The organism is Sphingomonas jeddahensis (assembly GCF_001981525.1).
Taxonomy (GTDB): domain Bacteria; phylum Pseudomonadota; class Alphaproteobacteria; order Sphingomonadales; family Sphingomonadaceae; genus Sphingomonas; species Sphingomonas jeddahensis.
On the sequence record NZ_MPSB01000001.1, the window covers coordinates 248,031 to 261,945 of the forward strand.

General features: G+C 64.9%; 15 protein-coding genes. 8 read left to right on the plus strand and 7 right to left on the minus strand.

What is annotated here, in order from left to right:
- The 4 genes from SPHI_RS01095 to dusB are packed head-to-tail and all read right to left on the minus strand — an operon-like array spanning position 1 to position 5,789.
- Entirely contained in the window at positions 1–2,238 is a 2,238-nt protein-coding gene (locus SPHI_RS01095; RefSeq protein ID WP_076743042.1) for a sensor histidine kinase, read from the minus strand.
- Positions 2,239–2,290: 52 nt separating this feature from the next.
- The gene (gene ntrC, locus SPHI_RS01100; RefSeq protein WP_076743043.1) at positions 2,291–3,733 is read right to left on the minus strand and encodes a nitrogen regulation protein NR(I); all 1,443 of its coding nucleotides are present in this window, start codon (positions 3,731–3,733) and stop codon (positions 2,291–2,293) included.
- Positions 3,733–4,791: a two-component system sensor histidine kinase NtrB gene (locus tag SPHI_RS01105; protein WP_076743044.1), complete on the minus strand. Its 1,059-nt coding sequence runs from the start codon at positions 4,789–4,791 to the stop codon at positions 3,733–3,735. Before SPHI_RS01105 ends, ntrC begins: the two co-directional genes overlap by 1 nt.
- On the minus strand, positions 4,791–5,789 hold the full coding sequence (gene dusB, locus SPHI_RS01110) for a tRNA dihydrouridine synthase DusB (protein ID WP_076743045.1): 999 nt from the start codon (positions 5,787–5,789) through the stop codon (positions 4,791–4,793). Before dusB ends, SPHI_RS01105 begins: the two co-directional genes overlap by 1 nt.
- A gap of 85 nt (positions 5,790–5,874) precedes the next feature.
- On the opposite strand from dusB, the gene SPHI_RS01115 reads away from it, so the two are divergent.
- From SPHI_RS01115 to SPHI_RS01125, 3 genes are read left to right on the plus strand one after another with little or no spacing between them, the layout of a single operon-like run.
- Positions 5,875–6,999: a bifunctional 2-C-methyl-D-erythritol 4-phosphate cytidylyltransferase/2-C-methyl-D-erythritol 2,4-cyclodiphosphate synthase gene (locus SPHI_RS01115; protein WP_076743046.1), complete on the plus strand. Its 1,125-nt coding sequence runs from the start codon at positions 5,875–5,877 to the stop codon at positions 6,997–6,999.
- On the plus strand, positions 6,996–7,526 hold the full coding sequence (locus tag SPHI_RS01120) for a hypothetical protein (RefSeq protein ID WP_076743047.1): 531 nt from the start codon (positions 6,996–6,998) through the stop codon (positions 7,524–7,526). The genes SPHI_RS01115 and SPHI_RS01120 overlap by 4 nt, the downstream gene beginning before the upstream one ends.
- Positions 7,523–8,062, plus strand: a complete 540-nt coding sequence (locus SPHI_RS01125) for a CinA family protein (RefSeq protein WP_076743048.1) — start codon at positions 7,523–7,525, stop codon at positions 8,060–8,062. Before SPHI_RS01120 ends, SPHI_RS01125 begins: the two co-directional genes overlap by 4 nt.
- On the opposite strand, the gene SPHI_RS01130 is transcribed toward SPHI_RS01125, so the two are convergent.
- Both SPHI_RS01130 and lipA read right to left on the minus strand, forming a co-directional pair.
- Positions 7,987–8,481: a type II toxin-antitoxin system RatA family toxin gene (locus tag SPHI_RS01130; protein WP_076743049.1), complete on the minus strand. Its 495-nt coding sequence runs from the start codon at positions 8,479–8,481 to the stop codon at positions 7,987–7,989. The genes SPHI_RS01125 and SPHI_RS01130 overlap by 76 nt on opposite strands.
- Positions 8,468–9,388: a lipoyl synthase gene (lipA, locus tag SPHI_RS01135; RefSeq protein WP_076743228.1), complete on the minus strand. Its 921-nt coding sequence runs from the start codon at positions 9,386–9,388 to the stop codon at positions 8,468–8,470. Before lipA ends, SPHI_RS01130 begins: the two co-directional genes overlap by 14 nt.
- 57 nt (positions 9,389–9,445) lie before the next feature.
- Between lipA and SPHI_RS01140 the strand changes: the two genes are divergently transcribed.
- Positions 9,446–10,078 (plus strand): carbonic anhydrase, encoded by a 633-nt coding sequence (locus SPHI_RS01140; RefSeq protein ID WP_076743050.1) that lies wholly within the window; start codon positions 9,446–9,448, stop codon positions 10,076–10,078.
- A 125-nt stretch (positions 10,079–10,203) separates the two neighbouring features.
- Here SPHI_RS01140 and SPHI_RS01145 read toward each other — a convergent pair whose 3' ends face one another.
- The gene (locus SPHI_RS01145; protein WP_076743051.1) at positions 10,204–11,667 is read right to left on the minus strand and encodes a glycosyltransferase family 39 protein; all 1,464 of its coding nucleotides are present in this window, start codon (positions 11,665–11,667) and stop codon (positions 10,204–10,206) included.
- Positions 11,668–11,860: 193 nt separating this feature from the next.
- On the opposite strand from SPHI_RS01145, the gene SPHI_RS01150 reads away from it, so the two are divergent.
- The 4 genes from SPHI_RS01150 to rplI all read left to right on the plus strand — a co-directional run bounded on the left by SPHI_RS01150 (position 11,861) and on the right by rplI (position 13,576).
- Positions 11,861–12,223 carry an RcnB family protein gene (locus tag SPHI_RS01150; RefSeq protein ID WP_076743052.1) on the plus strand — a complete coding sequence of 121 codons (363 nt, stop codon included), beginning with the start codon at positions 11,861–11,863 and terminating at the stop codon, positions 12,221–12,223.
- A 145-nt stretch (positions 12,224–12,368) separates the two neighbouring features.
- On the plus strand, positions 12,369–12,737 hold the full coding sequence (rpsF, locus tag SPHI_RS01155) for a 30S ribosomal protein S6 (protein WP_076743053.1): 369 nt from the start codon (positions 12,369–12,371) through the stop codon (positions 12,735–12,737).
- On the plus strand, positions 12,737–12,961 hold the full coding sequence (gene rpsR / locus SPHI_RS01160) for a 30S ribosomal protein S18 (RefSeq protein ID WP_007403456.1): 225 nt from the start codon (positions 12,737–12,739) through the stop codon (positions 12,959–12,961). The genes rpsF and rpsR overlap by 1 nt, the downstream gene beginning before the upstream one ends.
- A 12-nt stretch (positions 12,962–12,973) precedes the next feature.
- The gene (rplI, locus tag SPHI_RS01165; RefSeq protein WP_076743054.1) at positions 12,974–13,576 is read left to right on the plus strand and encodes a 50S ribosomal protein L9; all 603 of its coding nucleotides are present in this window, start codon (positions 12,974–12,976) and stop codon (positions 13,574–13,576) included.
- The last annotated feature ends 339 nt before the right edge of the window (positions 13,577–13,915 follow it).

The following is a 13,915-nucleotide window of genomic DNA, read 5'->3' on the forward strand; positions in this document are numbered from 1 at the left end:
CTATGCCGTCCGGTTGCGGGTCAGGGCGGCAATGCCTCCGCCGTCACCGTCATTTGAATCGTGGTCCCGTCCGGTTACGCCGGCGAGCATCATTGTATCGAACGTCATGGTCACCAGCGTCCCGCCAACGGGACGGTCGGCGAACGAAATCGTTCCGAAATGTTCCTCGACGATCTTCTTAACGATCGCCAGGCCAAGGCCAGTGCCGCGCGCGCGGGTAGTCATGTATGGCTCGACGATCCGGTCGCGCTCCGGCGGCAGCCCCACGCCGTCATCCGCAACGGTGATGATTGCACGATGGTCCTCCTCAAGCACCTCCATCACGATCGCGCCCTCGTTGCGCCCAGTTGCTTCGATGGCTTCGACGGCATTCTTGACGATATTGGTGAGCGCCTGACCGATCTGCCGCCGGTCGCATACCAGCATTGGGCCTGGCTCATCATGGCGGATCTCGAAGCGGATGGCCGCGTGCGCCACCTCGTGGAGGAACATCGTCTGCCGCGCGACATCGACCAGGGACTCCTCGCGAAATACGGGCTTCGGCATGCGTGCGAAAGAGGAGAACTCATCCACCATTCGTCTCAGGTCACCGACCTGGCGAACGATCGTCTCGGTCAGGCGGCTGAAGGTAGTGTCTCCTTCCTCCACCTTCCCGCCATAGCGACGCTGTAGCCGCTCGGCGGCAAGCTGGATCGGGGTCAGCGGGTTCTTGATCTCGTGCGCGATGCGCCGGGCGACGTCGGACCAAGCGGCGCGACGCTGGTCGAGCAACTGCTGCGTGATATCGTCAAAGGTCAGGATCGGCCCGGTGCCATCGCGGGCAATACGCACGGCCAGCGTGCGCGCCTCGCCAGCGGCAGTCAGTTGAATGATTGCCTCACGCGCGGTGCCGTCGAGCAGCCTTTCGAGCTCCGGCGCAATGCTGGCGAGTGGGCGGCCGATCGGAGGATCAGCAAGGCCCAGCAGCATCTGGGCCGAGCTGTTGATTAATCGGATCGTGCGATCGGGCGCGATTGAGACGACGCCCGCCGATACCCCCGACATCACCGCTTCGATCAAGGCGCGCCGATTGTCGAGCTGCGCATTCGCGGTGACAAGGGCGTGATTCTGCTCTTCCAGTCGCTCCGTCATTCTATTGAATGCGTTCGACAAGGTGCCGACCTCGTCGCGGTCACGCGTTTCCTGTACGCGGGCGGCGAGGTCCCCACCCTCCACTCGCCGCGCTGCGTCGACCAGTTCGGCCACAGGCCTGACCAGCCGGTCAGCCACCGCAAGCGCGATCCAGACCGCCACGCCGACGATCAGCAATGACAACAAGAGCAAGGCCGCATTGAAGCGTAGCTGCAAGGTTCGCGCTCGCACCAGCAGCGCGCGATAATTGGCGAGCGCAGCCTCGGCACGCTCTGTCTGTGTCGTCATCTCCTTCGGGTTTGTGACGCGGGCGGCGTAAAGGAAGATCCTGGAAGAACCGGGCAGCCGCGCCACAGTCTGGATCCGATCGCCGGTGACCGTTACCTTGCTCTGCTGTCCCTCGCGCAATGCACCCACTGCTTCCGCGGATACTTGGCGCGCAAGATCGAGGTCGTAGGGGTTGACGAAGGCGAGCGTCTGCAGTTCGCCCTTCGGCGAAACCTGGAACAGCAACGCCTCGGAGAGGCTGCGGAAATACGTCTGCTGGAACAAAAAAGCGCGGAACTGTGGATCCTCGATCGGCCGCTGGTCGAGCTCACTCGCGATATCGCTGGCCATCGTCACGGTCGCCTCCTGCCAGCGCTGAAGGATCTGGTTGTACGATGTGCGAGTAAGCGTGGTCGCATTCTCGAACACGCCGCGAGCGCGATCCGAGTACCAGAATTGCACGCCATATTGGAACAGCAGCGAGGCTGCGATCGTCACCAGCACCATCGGCACGGCAGCGACAATCGAGAAGAGGGCGACCAACCGGACGTGCAGTCGCCCTTCGCCGCCAACCGGCGAGCGAGCCGCGCGCCGCCTGGCGATGCGGCGGCCGAACAGCATCATCAGCGCGACGCCGGGGACCAGGTTGGAAACGAGCAGCAGCGCCACCACGCCGGGAGCGATCAAGCCCTCGGGACGTCCCGTATGAGCAACGACCACATAGGTGCCAGCAGCAATGGCGATCGCGATGGCGAGCACGCCGATCTCGATCACTGGCGTCACTGTCCAGCGGCGCGGCGGGGCAAGCAGGTCGGTGGCGGGTGCCGTACCGGCGATCATCGGCGCAACGCTACAACAAGAGTGTTGCAGAGAAAACACATAATTGCCGCGTTCACCGCAACTCCCGCGCGTGTGGACGGATAGCCGGATCAATTCCGAGCGCGTCGAGCCGCTTACGAAGTGTGTTGCGGTTCAAGCCGATCGCCCGGGCGGCACGTAGCTGGTTGCCACCGTGGCGCGCTAGCATCGCTTCGATCAGCGGCCGCTCGACCTCGGCGATGAGCCGATCGTATAGCGTGCCATCATCAAGCGCTGCCGGTTCATTACGCGCCAGCCGCTCCACAAAGGCGCGAACCGCGGCATCCAGCGCCACGTCGGGATCCGGAAACAACGACGTGCTGCTATGTCCCAGCATAGTGACAAGCTCACTCGCCGAGATGCGATCATCCCGCGACAAAGCCGCCAGCCGCCGCATGAGATTCTCGAGCTGTCGAACGTTGCCCGGCCAATCGTGCTGTTCGAGCAGGTCGACAGCTTCCTTGTCCAAAGTCTTGCGCGGCAAGCCTGAATCCGCCGCCCGCTCAAGAAAATGGCGGGCCAGCACGGCGATATCGCTGCGGCGCTCGCGCAGGGCCGGGAGTGCAATGGGAACGACATTCAACCGGTAGAAAAGGTCTTCGCGGAACTGCCCGTTGGCAACCGCCTGCTGGAGCTCACGATTGGTCGCCGCGACGATCCGCACATCGGCGCGGATCGTGCGAACCCCACCCACCGTGGTGAACTCGCCTGACTGAAGAACGCGCAACAGTCGCGTCTGAGCCTCGATCGGCATGTCGCCAATCTCGTCAAGGAACAACGTCCCTCCAGCGGCTTGCTCAAACCGGCCAGCCGTGCGCTGCGCGGCGCCGGTAAAGGCGCCACGCTCATGCCCGAACAACTCGGCCTCGATCAGCTCGCGCGGGATTGCCGCCATGTTGATCGCCACAAATGGCGCGGCGCGGCGCTGGCCCAGATCGTGGATCGCTCGTGCAACCAACTCCTTGCCGGTGCCCGACTCCCCCGACACCAATACGGTGAGATCGTTTGAGACCACGCGCGCGATGACCCGATAAACTTCCTGCATCGCCGGGGAGCGGCCGATCAGTGGAAGGTTTCGATCTTCGTCGTCGATCTGCAGGGGCAAAGCGGCGCCGCGCCGCTCCAGTGCCGCGGCGATCGTCTTGGTAAGGGTTTCGAGGTCGAACGGCTTAGGCAGATAATCATAGGCGCCCGCTTCGTTGGCGCGGACGGCGGTGGTGAGCGTGTTCCGGGCGGACAGGACGATCACCGGCAGGTCCGGCGCCTCGCGGGCGAGCCGCATCGCAATCTCGATGCCGTCGCCATCAGGCAGGACGACATCGGTCAGCAGCACGTCGGGCACGCCCTGTCGCAGCTCGCGATCGAACTCCGCAACGCTGCCGGCGGTTCGCACCCGGTGCCCCGCACGGCGTAGCGCGTGTGCGACCACCGTGCGGATCGCTTCGTCATCATCGACGAGCAGGATATTGCCCGCCATTACTCAGCCCTCGGCAGGAGAATGCGGAAGACCGTCTCGTTCGGCGTGCCCTCGCGCGAATATTGCACCATTCCCCCCATGTCGCGCACCAGCTTGTCGACCAACGCCAGCCCCAGCCCCTTCCCTTCCGGCCGGCTCGAGACGAACGGATCGAAAAGATGTTCGGCAATGTCCTCCGGGGCCCCCGGCCCCGAATCCACGACGCAGATCTCGATCGGTAAAGGGCGGCGCGGCCGACCTGGCGCCGCTGCGACCGACATGCCGTGGCGGTAAGATGTCGTCAGCGTGATGCGGCGCTCGCCGCGCTGTCCCAGTGCCGTGGCGGCATTTTTCATCAGGTTGATTAGAACCTGCAGCAACGCATCGCGGTTCGCCATAGCTGGCGGCAGCGAGGGATCAAACCGTTCCTCGATCGTGATCTCGCGCGCAAACCCGGCAAGCGCGGCATCGCGCACGCGGGCGAGCAGCGGATAGATGTTGAGCGGCTCCACCGCCAGCGGCCGCGTGTCGGTGAAATCCTCCATCCGGTCGATCAGCGCCGTAATACGATCAACCTCGTCGATGACCAGCTTGGTCATGGTCTGTGCATCAACGCCATCGGCAATCAACTGGGCGGCGCCGCGGATGCTCGACAGAGGGTTCTTGATCTCATGTGCCAGCATCGCCGCCGCGCCGACCGCCGACCGGGCCGCAGCCGCGCGATCCGCCGACACGCCGAGCCGGCGGGAACTCGCCGCATTATGCAGCGTGATGACGCGCCAACCGGGATGTTCGGGCAGCTCGATCGCGGCAAGATCGACCCGCAATCGTTGTCCGCGTGCGGTTTCGAGCGCAAGGTCGAAGGCGGTGAACGCGCGGCCCTTCTGCGCGCCGGCTTCATCCGGGAGCGGCAGGACGTCGCCGATCATGCGCCCGCGCATCGCCCGTTCGGACTGATTGAGCAGCAGCTCGCATTCCGCGTTGGCCTGCGCGACTCGTCCCCCCGCATCGACCACCATCAGCGCGACGGGAAGTGCGCTGAGCAGTTCGGAGGGCTCCGGGCCGCGCGGTGCCAGCATCACGCCGCTGCGCGAGCGCGATAGGGCGCATAGAATCCGGCCAGCATCTGCAACACCACCTTGGCGTCCGGTTCCTTGTTCACCGCGTTGCGGAACTCGGCCGAGCCGTGAATGCCCTTGGTGTACCAGCCGATATGCTTGCGCGCCATGTTGACGCCGGTAAGCGTGCCATAATGGCTAAGCATCGCCTCGTAATGTTCGACGATCGCGTGATATTGTTCGTCGAGCGACGGGTCCGCCTTGGGGGTGCGCCCGGCCAGCGCATCCATCACCTGAGCGAGCAGCCAAGGGCGTCCATAAGCGCCGCGGCCGATCATCACGCCGTCCGCACCTGATTGATCCAGCGCGCTTTCGGCGTCCGCGACCGAGTTGATGTCGCCGTTGACGATCACGGGAACGCTGATTGCCTCCTTTACGCGGCGTACGAACGCCCAGTCTGCCGAGCCCTTGTACATCTGGTTGCGGGTGCGGCCATGGACGGTGATCATCCTGGCGCCGAGATCCTCGGCGATGCGGGCGAGTTCAGGCGCATTGAGGCTGTCATGGCACCAGCCCATGCGCATCTTGACGGTGACCGGTGCCTCTACCGCTTTCACCACCGCATCAATGATCGCCGCGGCATTCTTGAGATCGCGCATTAAGGCCGAACCTGCGTCGCCGCTTGTCACCTTGCGGACCGGGCAGCCCATGTTGATGTCGATGATCGCTGCGCCCTTTTCCTCCGCGAGTTTGGCGGCTTCTGCCATCTCGTGCGGGGTGCAGCCGACCAGCTGCATAGATACAGGCTCTTCCGAAAGATGCCACGCAGCCTTTTGAATTGACTGCCGAGTTTCGCGGATTGCCGCCTGGCTGGCGATCATCTCAGTGACGTTGAGGCCCGAGCCGTAGCGGCGCACGAGAGTGCGGAACGGCTGGTCCGTGACGCCCGTCATCGGCGCGAGCACTACCGGCTCGTCGATCCGTACGGGTCCGATCTGGATAGGGGCGAGCTTGCGCATCCGGGAGTATCTGCCTGAAAAACAGGCAGGTAAGCGATCCACGACGCGCTGGCAAGGTGAGGGATATAACGCTAGGGGCGCGCCGATGAATACCGTCGCGCTGATCGTCGCCGCGGGCAAGGGGGAACGCGCCGGGGGCACGCTGCCGAAGCAGTTTGCGCTCATCGCCGGCCGCCCCATGCTCGCCTGGAGCTACGCCGCTTTCGCGAAGAATCCCCGAATCGAGCGCGTCATTGTGGCGATCGCCGAGGATCAGCAGCGACTTACGGCGGAGCATATGCCCGGCGTCGCAACAATCACCGGCGGAACGACGCGGCGCGCGTCGGTGGCATCGGGGCTCGCGGCGATGGGCGATGCGGAACGCGTGCTGATCCATGATGCGGCGCGCCCGTTCATCACGGACGCGGTGATCGATCGGTTGATCGACGCACTGGATAATGCCGATGGCGCGGTGCCGGTGCTGCCGATAGTCGATACCTTGGTGTCGACAGACGGCACCAGTGTTTCGCGCGAGGGGTTGCACCGGGTGCAGACACCGCAGGCATTCCGCGTCGACAGCATCCGCCGGGCGCATGCGGAATGGCGCGGCGCGGAGCCTACGGACGATGCGCAGATGGTGCGGGCGCTTGGCGGATCGGTCGCGCTGGTGCAGGGCGATCCCATGCTCGAAAAAGTGACCCTGCCCGGCGACTTCGCCGCGGCGGAAGCGCGGATCGGATGGGAGACGCGGACGGCGACGGGGTTCGACGTTCACCGGCTGGCGGACGGCGAGGAATTGTGGCTCGGCGGGGTGAAGATCCCGCACCATAAGGGATTGAGCGGACATAGCGACGCCGATGTGGCGCTGCATGCGCTAACCGACGCGCTGCTCGGTACGATTGCCGCGGGCGACATCGGCCAGCACTTCCCGCCCAGCGATCCGCAATGGCGCGGCGCGGAATCGGGGCAGTTCCTGCGACACGCCGCCAAGCTGATCGCTGATCGCGGCGGGCAGATCACCTTCGTGGACCTGACGATCATGTGCGAGGCGCCCAAGATCGGGCCGCACCGTGTGGCGATCCAGGCACGGATAGCGGAACTTCTGGCGCTTTCGACCGATCGCGTTTCTGTGAAAGCGACGACCACCGAACGCCTGGGCTTCACCGGCCGTGGCGAGGGCATCGCCGCTCAGGCCGCGGCGACCATTCGCCTGCCCGGAGACCCAGCATGAAACGCCTGCTTGCCGCCGCGATGTTGTTCGCCATGCCAACGACCGCCTTTGCGCAGACGCCCTGTCTGACGACGGCGGAGGCCGAGGCGATCACGTTGGTCGCCTTTCCCGACATCATCCGCGAGACCGGCCGGGTGTGCACCACCCTGCCCGCCTCCAGCGTCGTGCGGCGCACATCCGGGCCGTTCCTGGCGCGCTACCAGGTGGAGGCGGATCGCGCTTGGCCGGCGGCGCAAAGCGCGATTGCGAAGCTGAGCGACCCCCGCCTGTCGATGCTGCTGCTCCAGTCAGACTATGCGCGACCGCTGATCACGTCGCTGATCGCGCCGTTGATCGTTGGGCGGGTGCAATCATCGGACTGCGGAACGATCGATCGGATCATGACGCTGCTGGAACCGCTACCGCCGCGCAATTCGGCCGGCATCGTCGTGGCTAGCCTGCAACATCTGAAAGCGGAAAAGGCGCGCGGCACCGCTGCCGTCGCCGACATCCCCGACCTGCCGGTCTGCGCGGCGTCGCGGCGATGAGCGAGAACCTGCTACCCGACAGATTGATCGAGGCCGCGACCAGGGTGGTCGAGGCAAATCGTGCCGCCGGCCGCCGCCTCGCGGTGGCGGAAAGCTGCACCGGCGGGCTGGTCGCAGCGGCGCTGACCGAAGTGCCCGGCTCATCCGACGTGCTCGAAGCCTCGATCGTCAGCTATTCGAATGAGGCAAAGCTGGCGCTGCTCCATGTGTCAAACGACGTGATCGAAACATTCGGTGCCGTTTCGATCGCCACGGCGTGGAGCATGGCCCAGGGTGCGCTGGAAGCGACCCGCGCCGACGTGGCAGTCGCCATTACCGGGATTGCGGGCCCGGGCGGGGGATCGGAGAAGAAGCCGGTCGGCACGGTTGTCTTCGCGCGCGCCGAGCGCGGCGGTGATCCCGCCGACGTTGTCGCGGACAAGAAAACCTTCGGCGACCTGGGCCGCGCCGGTATCCGCCTTCAAGCGGCGCTATGCGCGCTCGACTTGCTGATGCCGCCAGCAGAGGCCCCGTCCGAGGAAGTGCCCGCCCCATAGAGCTTGCGGGCGCGATCCTCGAAGGCGCCGATCATCTTGCGCAGCGCGATGCCGAACACCTGCCCCGCGAGCATCTCGAACATCCGGTTCTTGAACTGGAAGTCGACCGAGAAGTCGACAAGACACCCCTGCCCGTCCGGGCGGAAGCGCCACTCGTTATAGAGATATTTCATCGGACCATCGACATAGTCGACGTAGATCCGGTCGGGCCTCTGCTTTTCAACACGAGACGTGAACGTCTCGCGCAGGCCTTTGAAGCCGACGATCATGTCGGCGACGGTTTCCTCCGGCGCGTCCTTGCGGACGCGCATGGCGATGACCCAGGGCAGGAATTCCTGATAGGATTTCACGTCCGCGACCAGATCGAACATCTGCTCGGGCGTGTAGGGCATTGCCCGCGTCTCGTTATGCTTTGGCAAGCTGTGCCTCGCGCGCCGCCCGTAGCTTCGCGAAATCCTCCCCGGCGTGGTAGCTCGACCGGGTCAATGGCGAGGACGCGACCAGCAGAAAACCCTTGGCGCGCGCAATTGCGGCATAAGCATCAAACGCCTTGGGGGTGACGAAATCCATCACCTTGGCATGTTTGGGCGTGGGCTGAAGATACTGGCCCATCGTCAGGAAATCGATGTCGGCCGAGCGCATGTCGTCCATCACCTGATGAACCTCCAGCCGCTCCTCGCCGAGACCAAGCATCACGCCCGACTTGGTGAAGATCGATGGATCGTGGCGCTTGACGCTCTCCAGCAGCCGCAGCGACGCATAATAACGCGCACCGGGGCGGATCGTCGGGTACAACCGCGGCACGGTTTCGAGATTGTGATTGTAAACGTCGGGCCGTGCGATGACGATCGACTCGACTGCAGCCTGAGTCTTGTTGCGGAAGTCCGGCGTCAGGATCTCGATCGTGGTCGACGGCGTGGTGCGGCGAAGCGCCTCGATCACCTTGACGAACTGATGCGCCCCGCCGTCGGGCAGATCGTCCCGATCAACTGAGGTGATGACGATGTGCTGCAGCCCCATCTCGGCCGCCGCAACCGCGAGATGCTCGGGCTCAAGCGGATCGACCGGGCGCGGCATGCCCGTCTTCACGTTGCAGAAGGCGCAGGCACGGGTGCAGGTATCGCCAAGGATCATCACCGTGGCGTGTTTCTTGGTCCAGCATTCGCCGATGTTCGGGCAAGCCGCTTCCTCGCAAACGGTGGCGAGGTTGAGGCGGCGCATCAGCTGCTTGGTCTCGGCGAACCCGACCGAAGTGGGCGCCTTGACGCGGATCCAATCCGGCTTGCGAGCGCGTTCCGGGCGGGCGAGCGGGGTCATATCAGTCATCTTGCGGGGCGAGATAGCGACTGCCGCCGCGCGAAACAACGCGATATGGGAGGCGGCATGACCGTCTTTACCGATCTTGTCGCCGGCTACGGCCGTTTCCGCGAACATGGCTGGGCCGAGGAGCGTGAGCGATGGGCGACCTTGGCACAGGGCCAATCGCCCAAGGTGATGGTGATCGCCTGCTCCGACAGCCGCACCGATCCTGCGATGGTGTTCGATACCTCGCCGGGCGAGATTTTCGTCGTGCGCAACGTCGCCAATCTGGTGCCGCCTTTCGAAACGGGTGGCGGGCGGCATGGCGTGTCGGCGGCGCTGGAGTTCGCCGTCACGCAACTGAAGGTCGAGGAAATCGTGGTGATGGGCCACGGATCGTGCGGCGGCGTGCATGCCGCGATGACCGGGCGGTTCGCCCAGGCCGACCCCGGCGAGGGCGGGTTCATCGCGCATTGGATCGACCTGCTCGATGCAGCTCGGGATCGGGTGACCGCGGAGCATGGCATTGGGGAGGATGCGGTGCATGCGCTTGAGCTGGAGACGGTGCGGGTGAGCATCACCAATCTGCGCAGCTTTCCGTTCGTGCGCGAAGCAGAGGCCGAGGGGCGGCTGACGCTGCACGGCGCTTGGTTCGCAATCAAGGAAGGCGTGCTGTGGGTGATGGGGGAGGATGGGGAGTTCGCGCCGGCTGTTTAAATCAGCCACCATCCCGTTGTGATTTGCGCGTGGGCGGGAAACCAGCACCGCTAAGGTGGTGTTGAGGCCGAGAACTCTGGACGTACGAATCGCCCTGACCTGGAGGACGGTTGAAGGGCGACGTATTACTCAGCGGGCATCCGCACCAGCACCACTGCGGGACTGGGCGCGAACATGCGTCGGGCGATCGGGGCCGGTACGAGCTGCTCCAGCCCGAGCTGGCGGAGCAACGCACCAAGCCGAGTCGGTGGCGATGGATAAGCGGCAACCACCACGCCAGGTGGCGAAACGTCTGCCGCTATGATCGCAAGCCCGCCGGGCGCTGCGGGTAGCGGCCGGATGTTGCGCTGATTCAGGAAGGCCATCGCGATGTCGGCACGAGCCACGTCGTTCGCAGGCGCCGCGACAGTCTCATTCGGATGAGCTTCAGCCGCGAGTACCAGCGCCTCCATCGACCAGCGCGGGTGGGCGTTGCCGGCGCTCATCAACAAGAGGTTGCCGGCCACCATCGCGGCTAGGATCAGCGACCGCACACGCCAGCCGAGCCGATCAAGCCAGATCGCCAGCACGATCACTGCCGTCAGCGCCGCAAGCATGAAATAGCGCGGGTTGAGCACCAATTTGGTGTAGAGCAGGGATACAAGCAGGAAGCTCGCGCCCGCCATCCAGGCGAGCAGCACCAGCGGCCGGCGCCGCTCCACCGCTATGCTACGCCATCGGTCGAACGCTGCTGCCGCTCCCGCGAACCAGAAGAGCAGGCCGAAATCGTCGTTGATCAGCAGGACGAGCAGCGGATCGATCGGCGCCCACAGCAGGAAATTTCCCTCGTGGTTCGCTGCGCGATCGATATGCTCGTCATGGTGGAAGGCAATGGTGTAGCGGCGTAGCGGGTCGCCCGTGAGCAGGTATTGGAACAACGCTTCGCCCAGCAGCACCGCCGCCGCGCCGATGCCGCAGGCGATTAGCACGCGGCGGGGGATGGGGCGGCCGATCAGCAGCAGGGGGCCGAGCACCGCAAGCGCCAGCACGCTTGTTTCGCGGCACAGCACCGCCACGCCAAACATGACGCCGCCCAGCCCGGCGCGCAGCAGGCCGCGAGGCCCCTCTCCCGCCAGGCCGATCAGCCACGCGCCGCCCACTAGCGCCGCTGCCTCGATCAGATCGACGCTAACGGTGGTGGCATGGCTGACGACGACCGGCAGCGTCGCGGTGAGCAGCGCCGTAATCCATCCGGCGCGCGTGCTCGCCACGCTAGCGGCAAATCGCGCCGCAACCGCCACCAGCAGGACGTAGAACAGGACTGCGGTGATCGCAAAGGACGCGAAGTTCTCCCCCACCAGCGCCAGCACCGTCGCAAAGGTGAGCGTCAGCGGAAAGCGCGTCGACCAGTGATCGGTTCCGGGAAACGGCGGATCGGTCAGCCACCGCACGGCCCCGGCATGATAGAGCGAGTCGTCGGAGGCCATGAACCCCACCCAGCCGACGAACAACGCCGTTGCCATCGTCAGTGCCACCAGTGCGAACCAGCCGACGGTGGTTGCGGAGTTTGCGTTCTCGGCTTGCGGTTCAAGGGTGTGCGGGCTCCTCATGGCACCACGCGATAACGAGGGCGTGTGTAGAAATGCTTGCTTCCTGAACAACGGTTCATCCCGCCGGCCATTTGCGACAAATCGCGACCAAATCGGCGAGCCGTTGGGACAAGGCGGATACAGTGATAGCCCAGATAGGTTCTCGACGCCGCGATAACCGCGCCGCCAGTATCCAGTGAAGAGGAGCAGTCTCATGTTCAAGAAGCTGATCAAGGCAACGGTCGCAGCCTCGCTGATCGCCACCCCAATGATTGCCGCCAATGCACAGGCGCAGCGTCGCGAAGTGACCACCACCACTGTCAAGCATCGCCCCAACGGGACGGTAGTGAAGAAAACAACCGTCCGCCGCGGACCGACGTATCGCACCTGGCGCCAGGGCCAGCGTTTCGACCGCCGCTATGCGCAGAACTACCGCGTGATCGACTATCGTCAATATCGTGCGCAGCGCCTAGGCGCACCGGGCCGTGGGCAGCAGTGGGTCCGCTCGGGTCGCGACGCGGTGCTGGTGGCCGGCAACGGCAACGTCCTGCGCGTCGTCCCGCGCGCCTTCCGGTAAGGCTTGATTTTCACGCGGTTCCGCGTAGAGGAACCATCAGCACGGGCGGGTTGGCTTCGGCCTCCCCGCCCTTTGCTGTTGTGGACGACAGCCGGAGGGGCATGGCACGGGGCCATGTCAGCGATCGGCCAAGGAAGGAAAGCACATGGCTCTGTACGAGCACGTGTTCCTTGCGCGCCAGGATTTGGCACAGGCGCAGGTGGACCAGATGGCGGAAGCCGTCACCAAGATCGTCGAGGATCATCAGGGCAAGGTCGTGAAGACCGAGACTTGGGGGCTGCGTTCGATGGCCTATCGCATGGCCAAGAACCGCAAGGCGCATTACGTCATGATCGAGATCGACGCACCGGGCGACACCGTCGCCGAGATCGAGCGTCAGCATTCGATCAACGAAGACATCATCCGCTACATGACCGTCAAGGTCGACGCGCATGAGGCCGGCCCGTCGGTGATGATGCGCAAGCAGGAGCGGGATCGCGAGCGCGGTCGCCGTCGTGAAGAGGAGAACGCATAATGGCCCGTCCCTTCTTCCGCCGCCGCAAGAGCTGCCCCTTCTCCGCTAAGGATGCTCCCCGGATCGACTATAAGGACGTCCGTCTGCTGCAGGGCTTCGTGTCCGAGCGTGGCAAGATCGTCCCGTCGCGCATCACCTCGGTGAGCGCCAAGAAGCAGCGCGAACTCGCCCAGGCGATTAAGCGCGCCCGTCACCTGGGCCTGCTGCCCTACGTCGTTAAGTAAGGAGAAGAGCAGATGGACGTCATTCTGCTTGAGCGCGTCGAGAAGCTCGGCGCCATCGGCGACGTGGTAAAGGTGAAGGACGGTTTCGCCCGTAACTACCTCTTGCCGAACAAGAAGGCGCTGCGCGCCAACGAGGCCAACCGCAAGGTGTTCGAGGCCAACCGCGCCCGCATCGAAGCCGAGAACGCGAACCGCCGCGGCGAGGCCGAGGTCGAGGCGAAGTCCTTCAAGGACGCATCGGTCACGATCATCCGCCAGGCGTCGAACGTCGGCCAGCTCTACGGCTCGGTCGCGGTGCGCGATCTGGTCGAGGCGCTGAACGACGCCGGCCACAAGGTCGCCAAGTCGGCAATCGTGCTCGACAAGCCGATCAAGGCGATCGGCGTGTACGACGTGAAGGTCGCGCTGCATCCGGAAGTGTCGGTGACGGTCAAGGTCAACGTCGCCCGCTCGCCTGAAGAGGCCGAGATGCAGGCGTCGGGCGTCGACGTCATGGCGCAGGTCTTCGAGGAAGGCCGCGACACCGGCGGCTTCCTGGAGAAGTTCGACCCGAACGCGGAACCCGGCGCCACCGCCGAGGCTCGCGATGAGGGCGAGGAGCCGGCGCAGGGCTGATCGGCTCTCGCAGGCTTGCGACAGAAACGGCCCGCCCGGCAGCAAGCCGGGCGGGCCTTTTACTTTGGCAGCATCACATTTTCGTTCGGCGTCACATCCAGGCATTGCTGCGCCGGTGCGCATTTCCCGCGGGCTGGGTTGAGGCTCTCGCGTTCGGCGGGCTTAAAAGGTTCCTGCTCTCACGGGCGCGACATCGTTCGCCGCTCCATCACCCCACCTCGTCACCCTGAACTTGTTTCAGAGTCCAGCCCTTCCGCTCGCGCAGCCATCGCCCGTGAGCCGGTGAATGCTGAAACGGGTCAGCATGAGGTCATGTTGGCGGAACAACTTGCGCGCAAC

What these genes read in the sequence shown, in the direction of transcription:
- SPHI_RS01120 (WP_076743047.1), top strand. Translation starts at nt 6,996, where the DNA reads ATGAAACGCCTGCTTGCCGCCGCGATGTTGTTCGCCATGCCAACGACC.
- ntrC (WP_076743043.1), bottom strand. Translation starts at nt 3,733, where the DNA reads ATGGCGGGCAATATCCTGCTCGTCGATGATGACGAAGCGATCCGCACG.
- lipA (WP_076743228.1), bottom strand. Translation starts at nt 9,388, where the DNA reads ATGACTGATATGACCCCGCTCGCCCGCCCGGAACGCGCTCGCAAGCCG.
- SPHI_RS01125 (WP_076743048.1), top strand. Translation starts at nt 7,523, where the DNA reads ATGAGCGAGAACCTGCTACCCGACAGATTGATCGAGGCCGCGACCAGG.
- SPHI_RS01150 (WP_076743052.1), top strand. Translation starts at nt 11,861, where the DNA reads ATGTTCAAGAAGCTGATCAAGGCAACGGTCGCAGCCTCGCTGATCGCC.
- rpsR (WP_007403456.1), top strand. Translation starts at nt 12,737, where the DNA reads ATGGCCCGTCCCTTCTTCCGCCGCCGCAAGAGCTGCCCCTTCTCCGCT.
- rpsF (WP_076743053.1), top strand. Translation starts at nt 12,369, where the DNA reads ATGGCTCTGTACGAGCACGTGTTCCTTGCGCGCCAGGATTTGGCACAG.
- SPHI_RS01095 (WP_076743042.1), bottom strand. Translation starts at nt 2,238, where the DNA reads ATGATCGCCGGTACGGCACCCGCCACCGACCTGCTTGCCCCGCCGCGC.
- rplI (WP_076743054.1), top strand. Translation starts at nt 12,974, where the DNA reads ATGGACGTCATTCTGCTTGAGCGCGTCGAGAAGCTCGGCGCCATCGGC.
- SPHI_RS01145 (WP_076743051.1), bottom strand. Translation starts at nt 11,667, where the DNA reads ATGAGGAGCCCGCACACCCTTGAACCGCAAGCCGAGAACGCAAACTCC.
- SPHI_RS01140 (WP_076743050.1), top strand. Translation starts at nt 9,446, where the DNA reads ATGACCGTCTTTACCGATCTTGTCGCCGGCTACGGCCGTTTCCGCGAA.
- SPHI_RS01115 (WP_076743046.1), top strand. Translation starts at nt 5,875, where the DNA reads ATGAATACCGTCGCGCTGATCGTCGCCGCGGGCAAGGGGGAACGCGCC.
- dusB (WP_076743045.1), bottom strand. Translation starts at nt 5,789, where the DNA reads ATGCGCAAGCTCGCCCCTATCCAGATCGGACCCGTACGGATCGACGAG.
- SPHI_RS01105 (WP_076743044.1), bottom strand. Translation starts at nt 4,791, where the DNA reads ATGCTGGCACCGCGCGGCCCGGAGCCCTCCGAACTGCTCAGCGCACTT.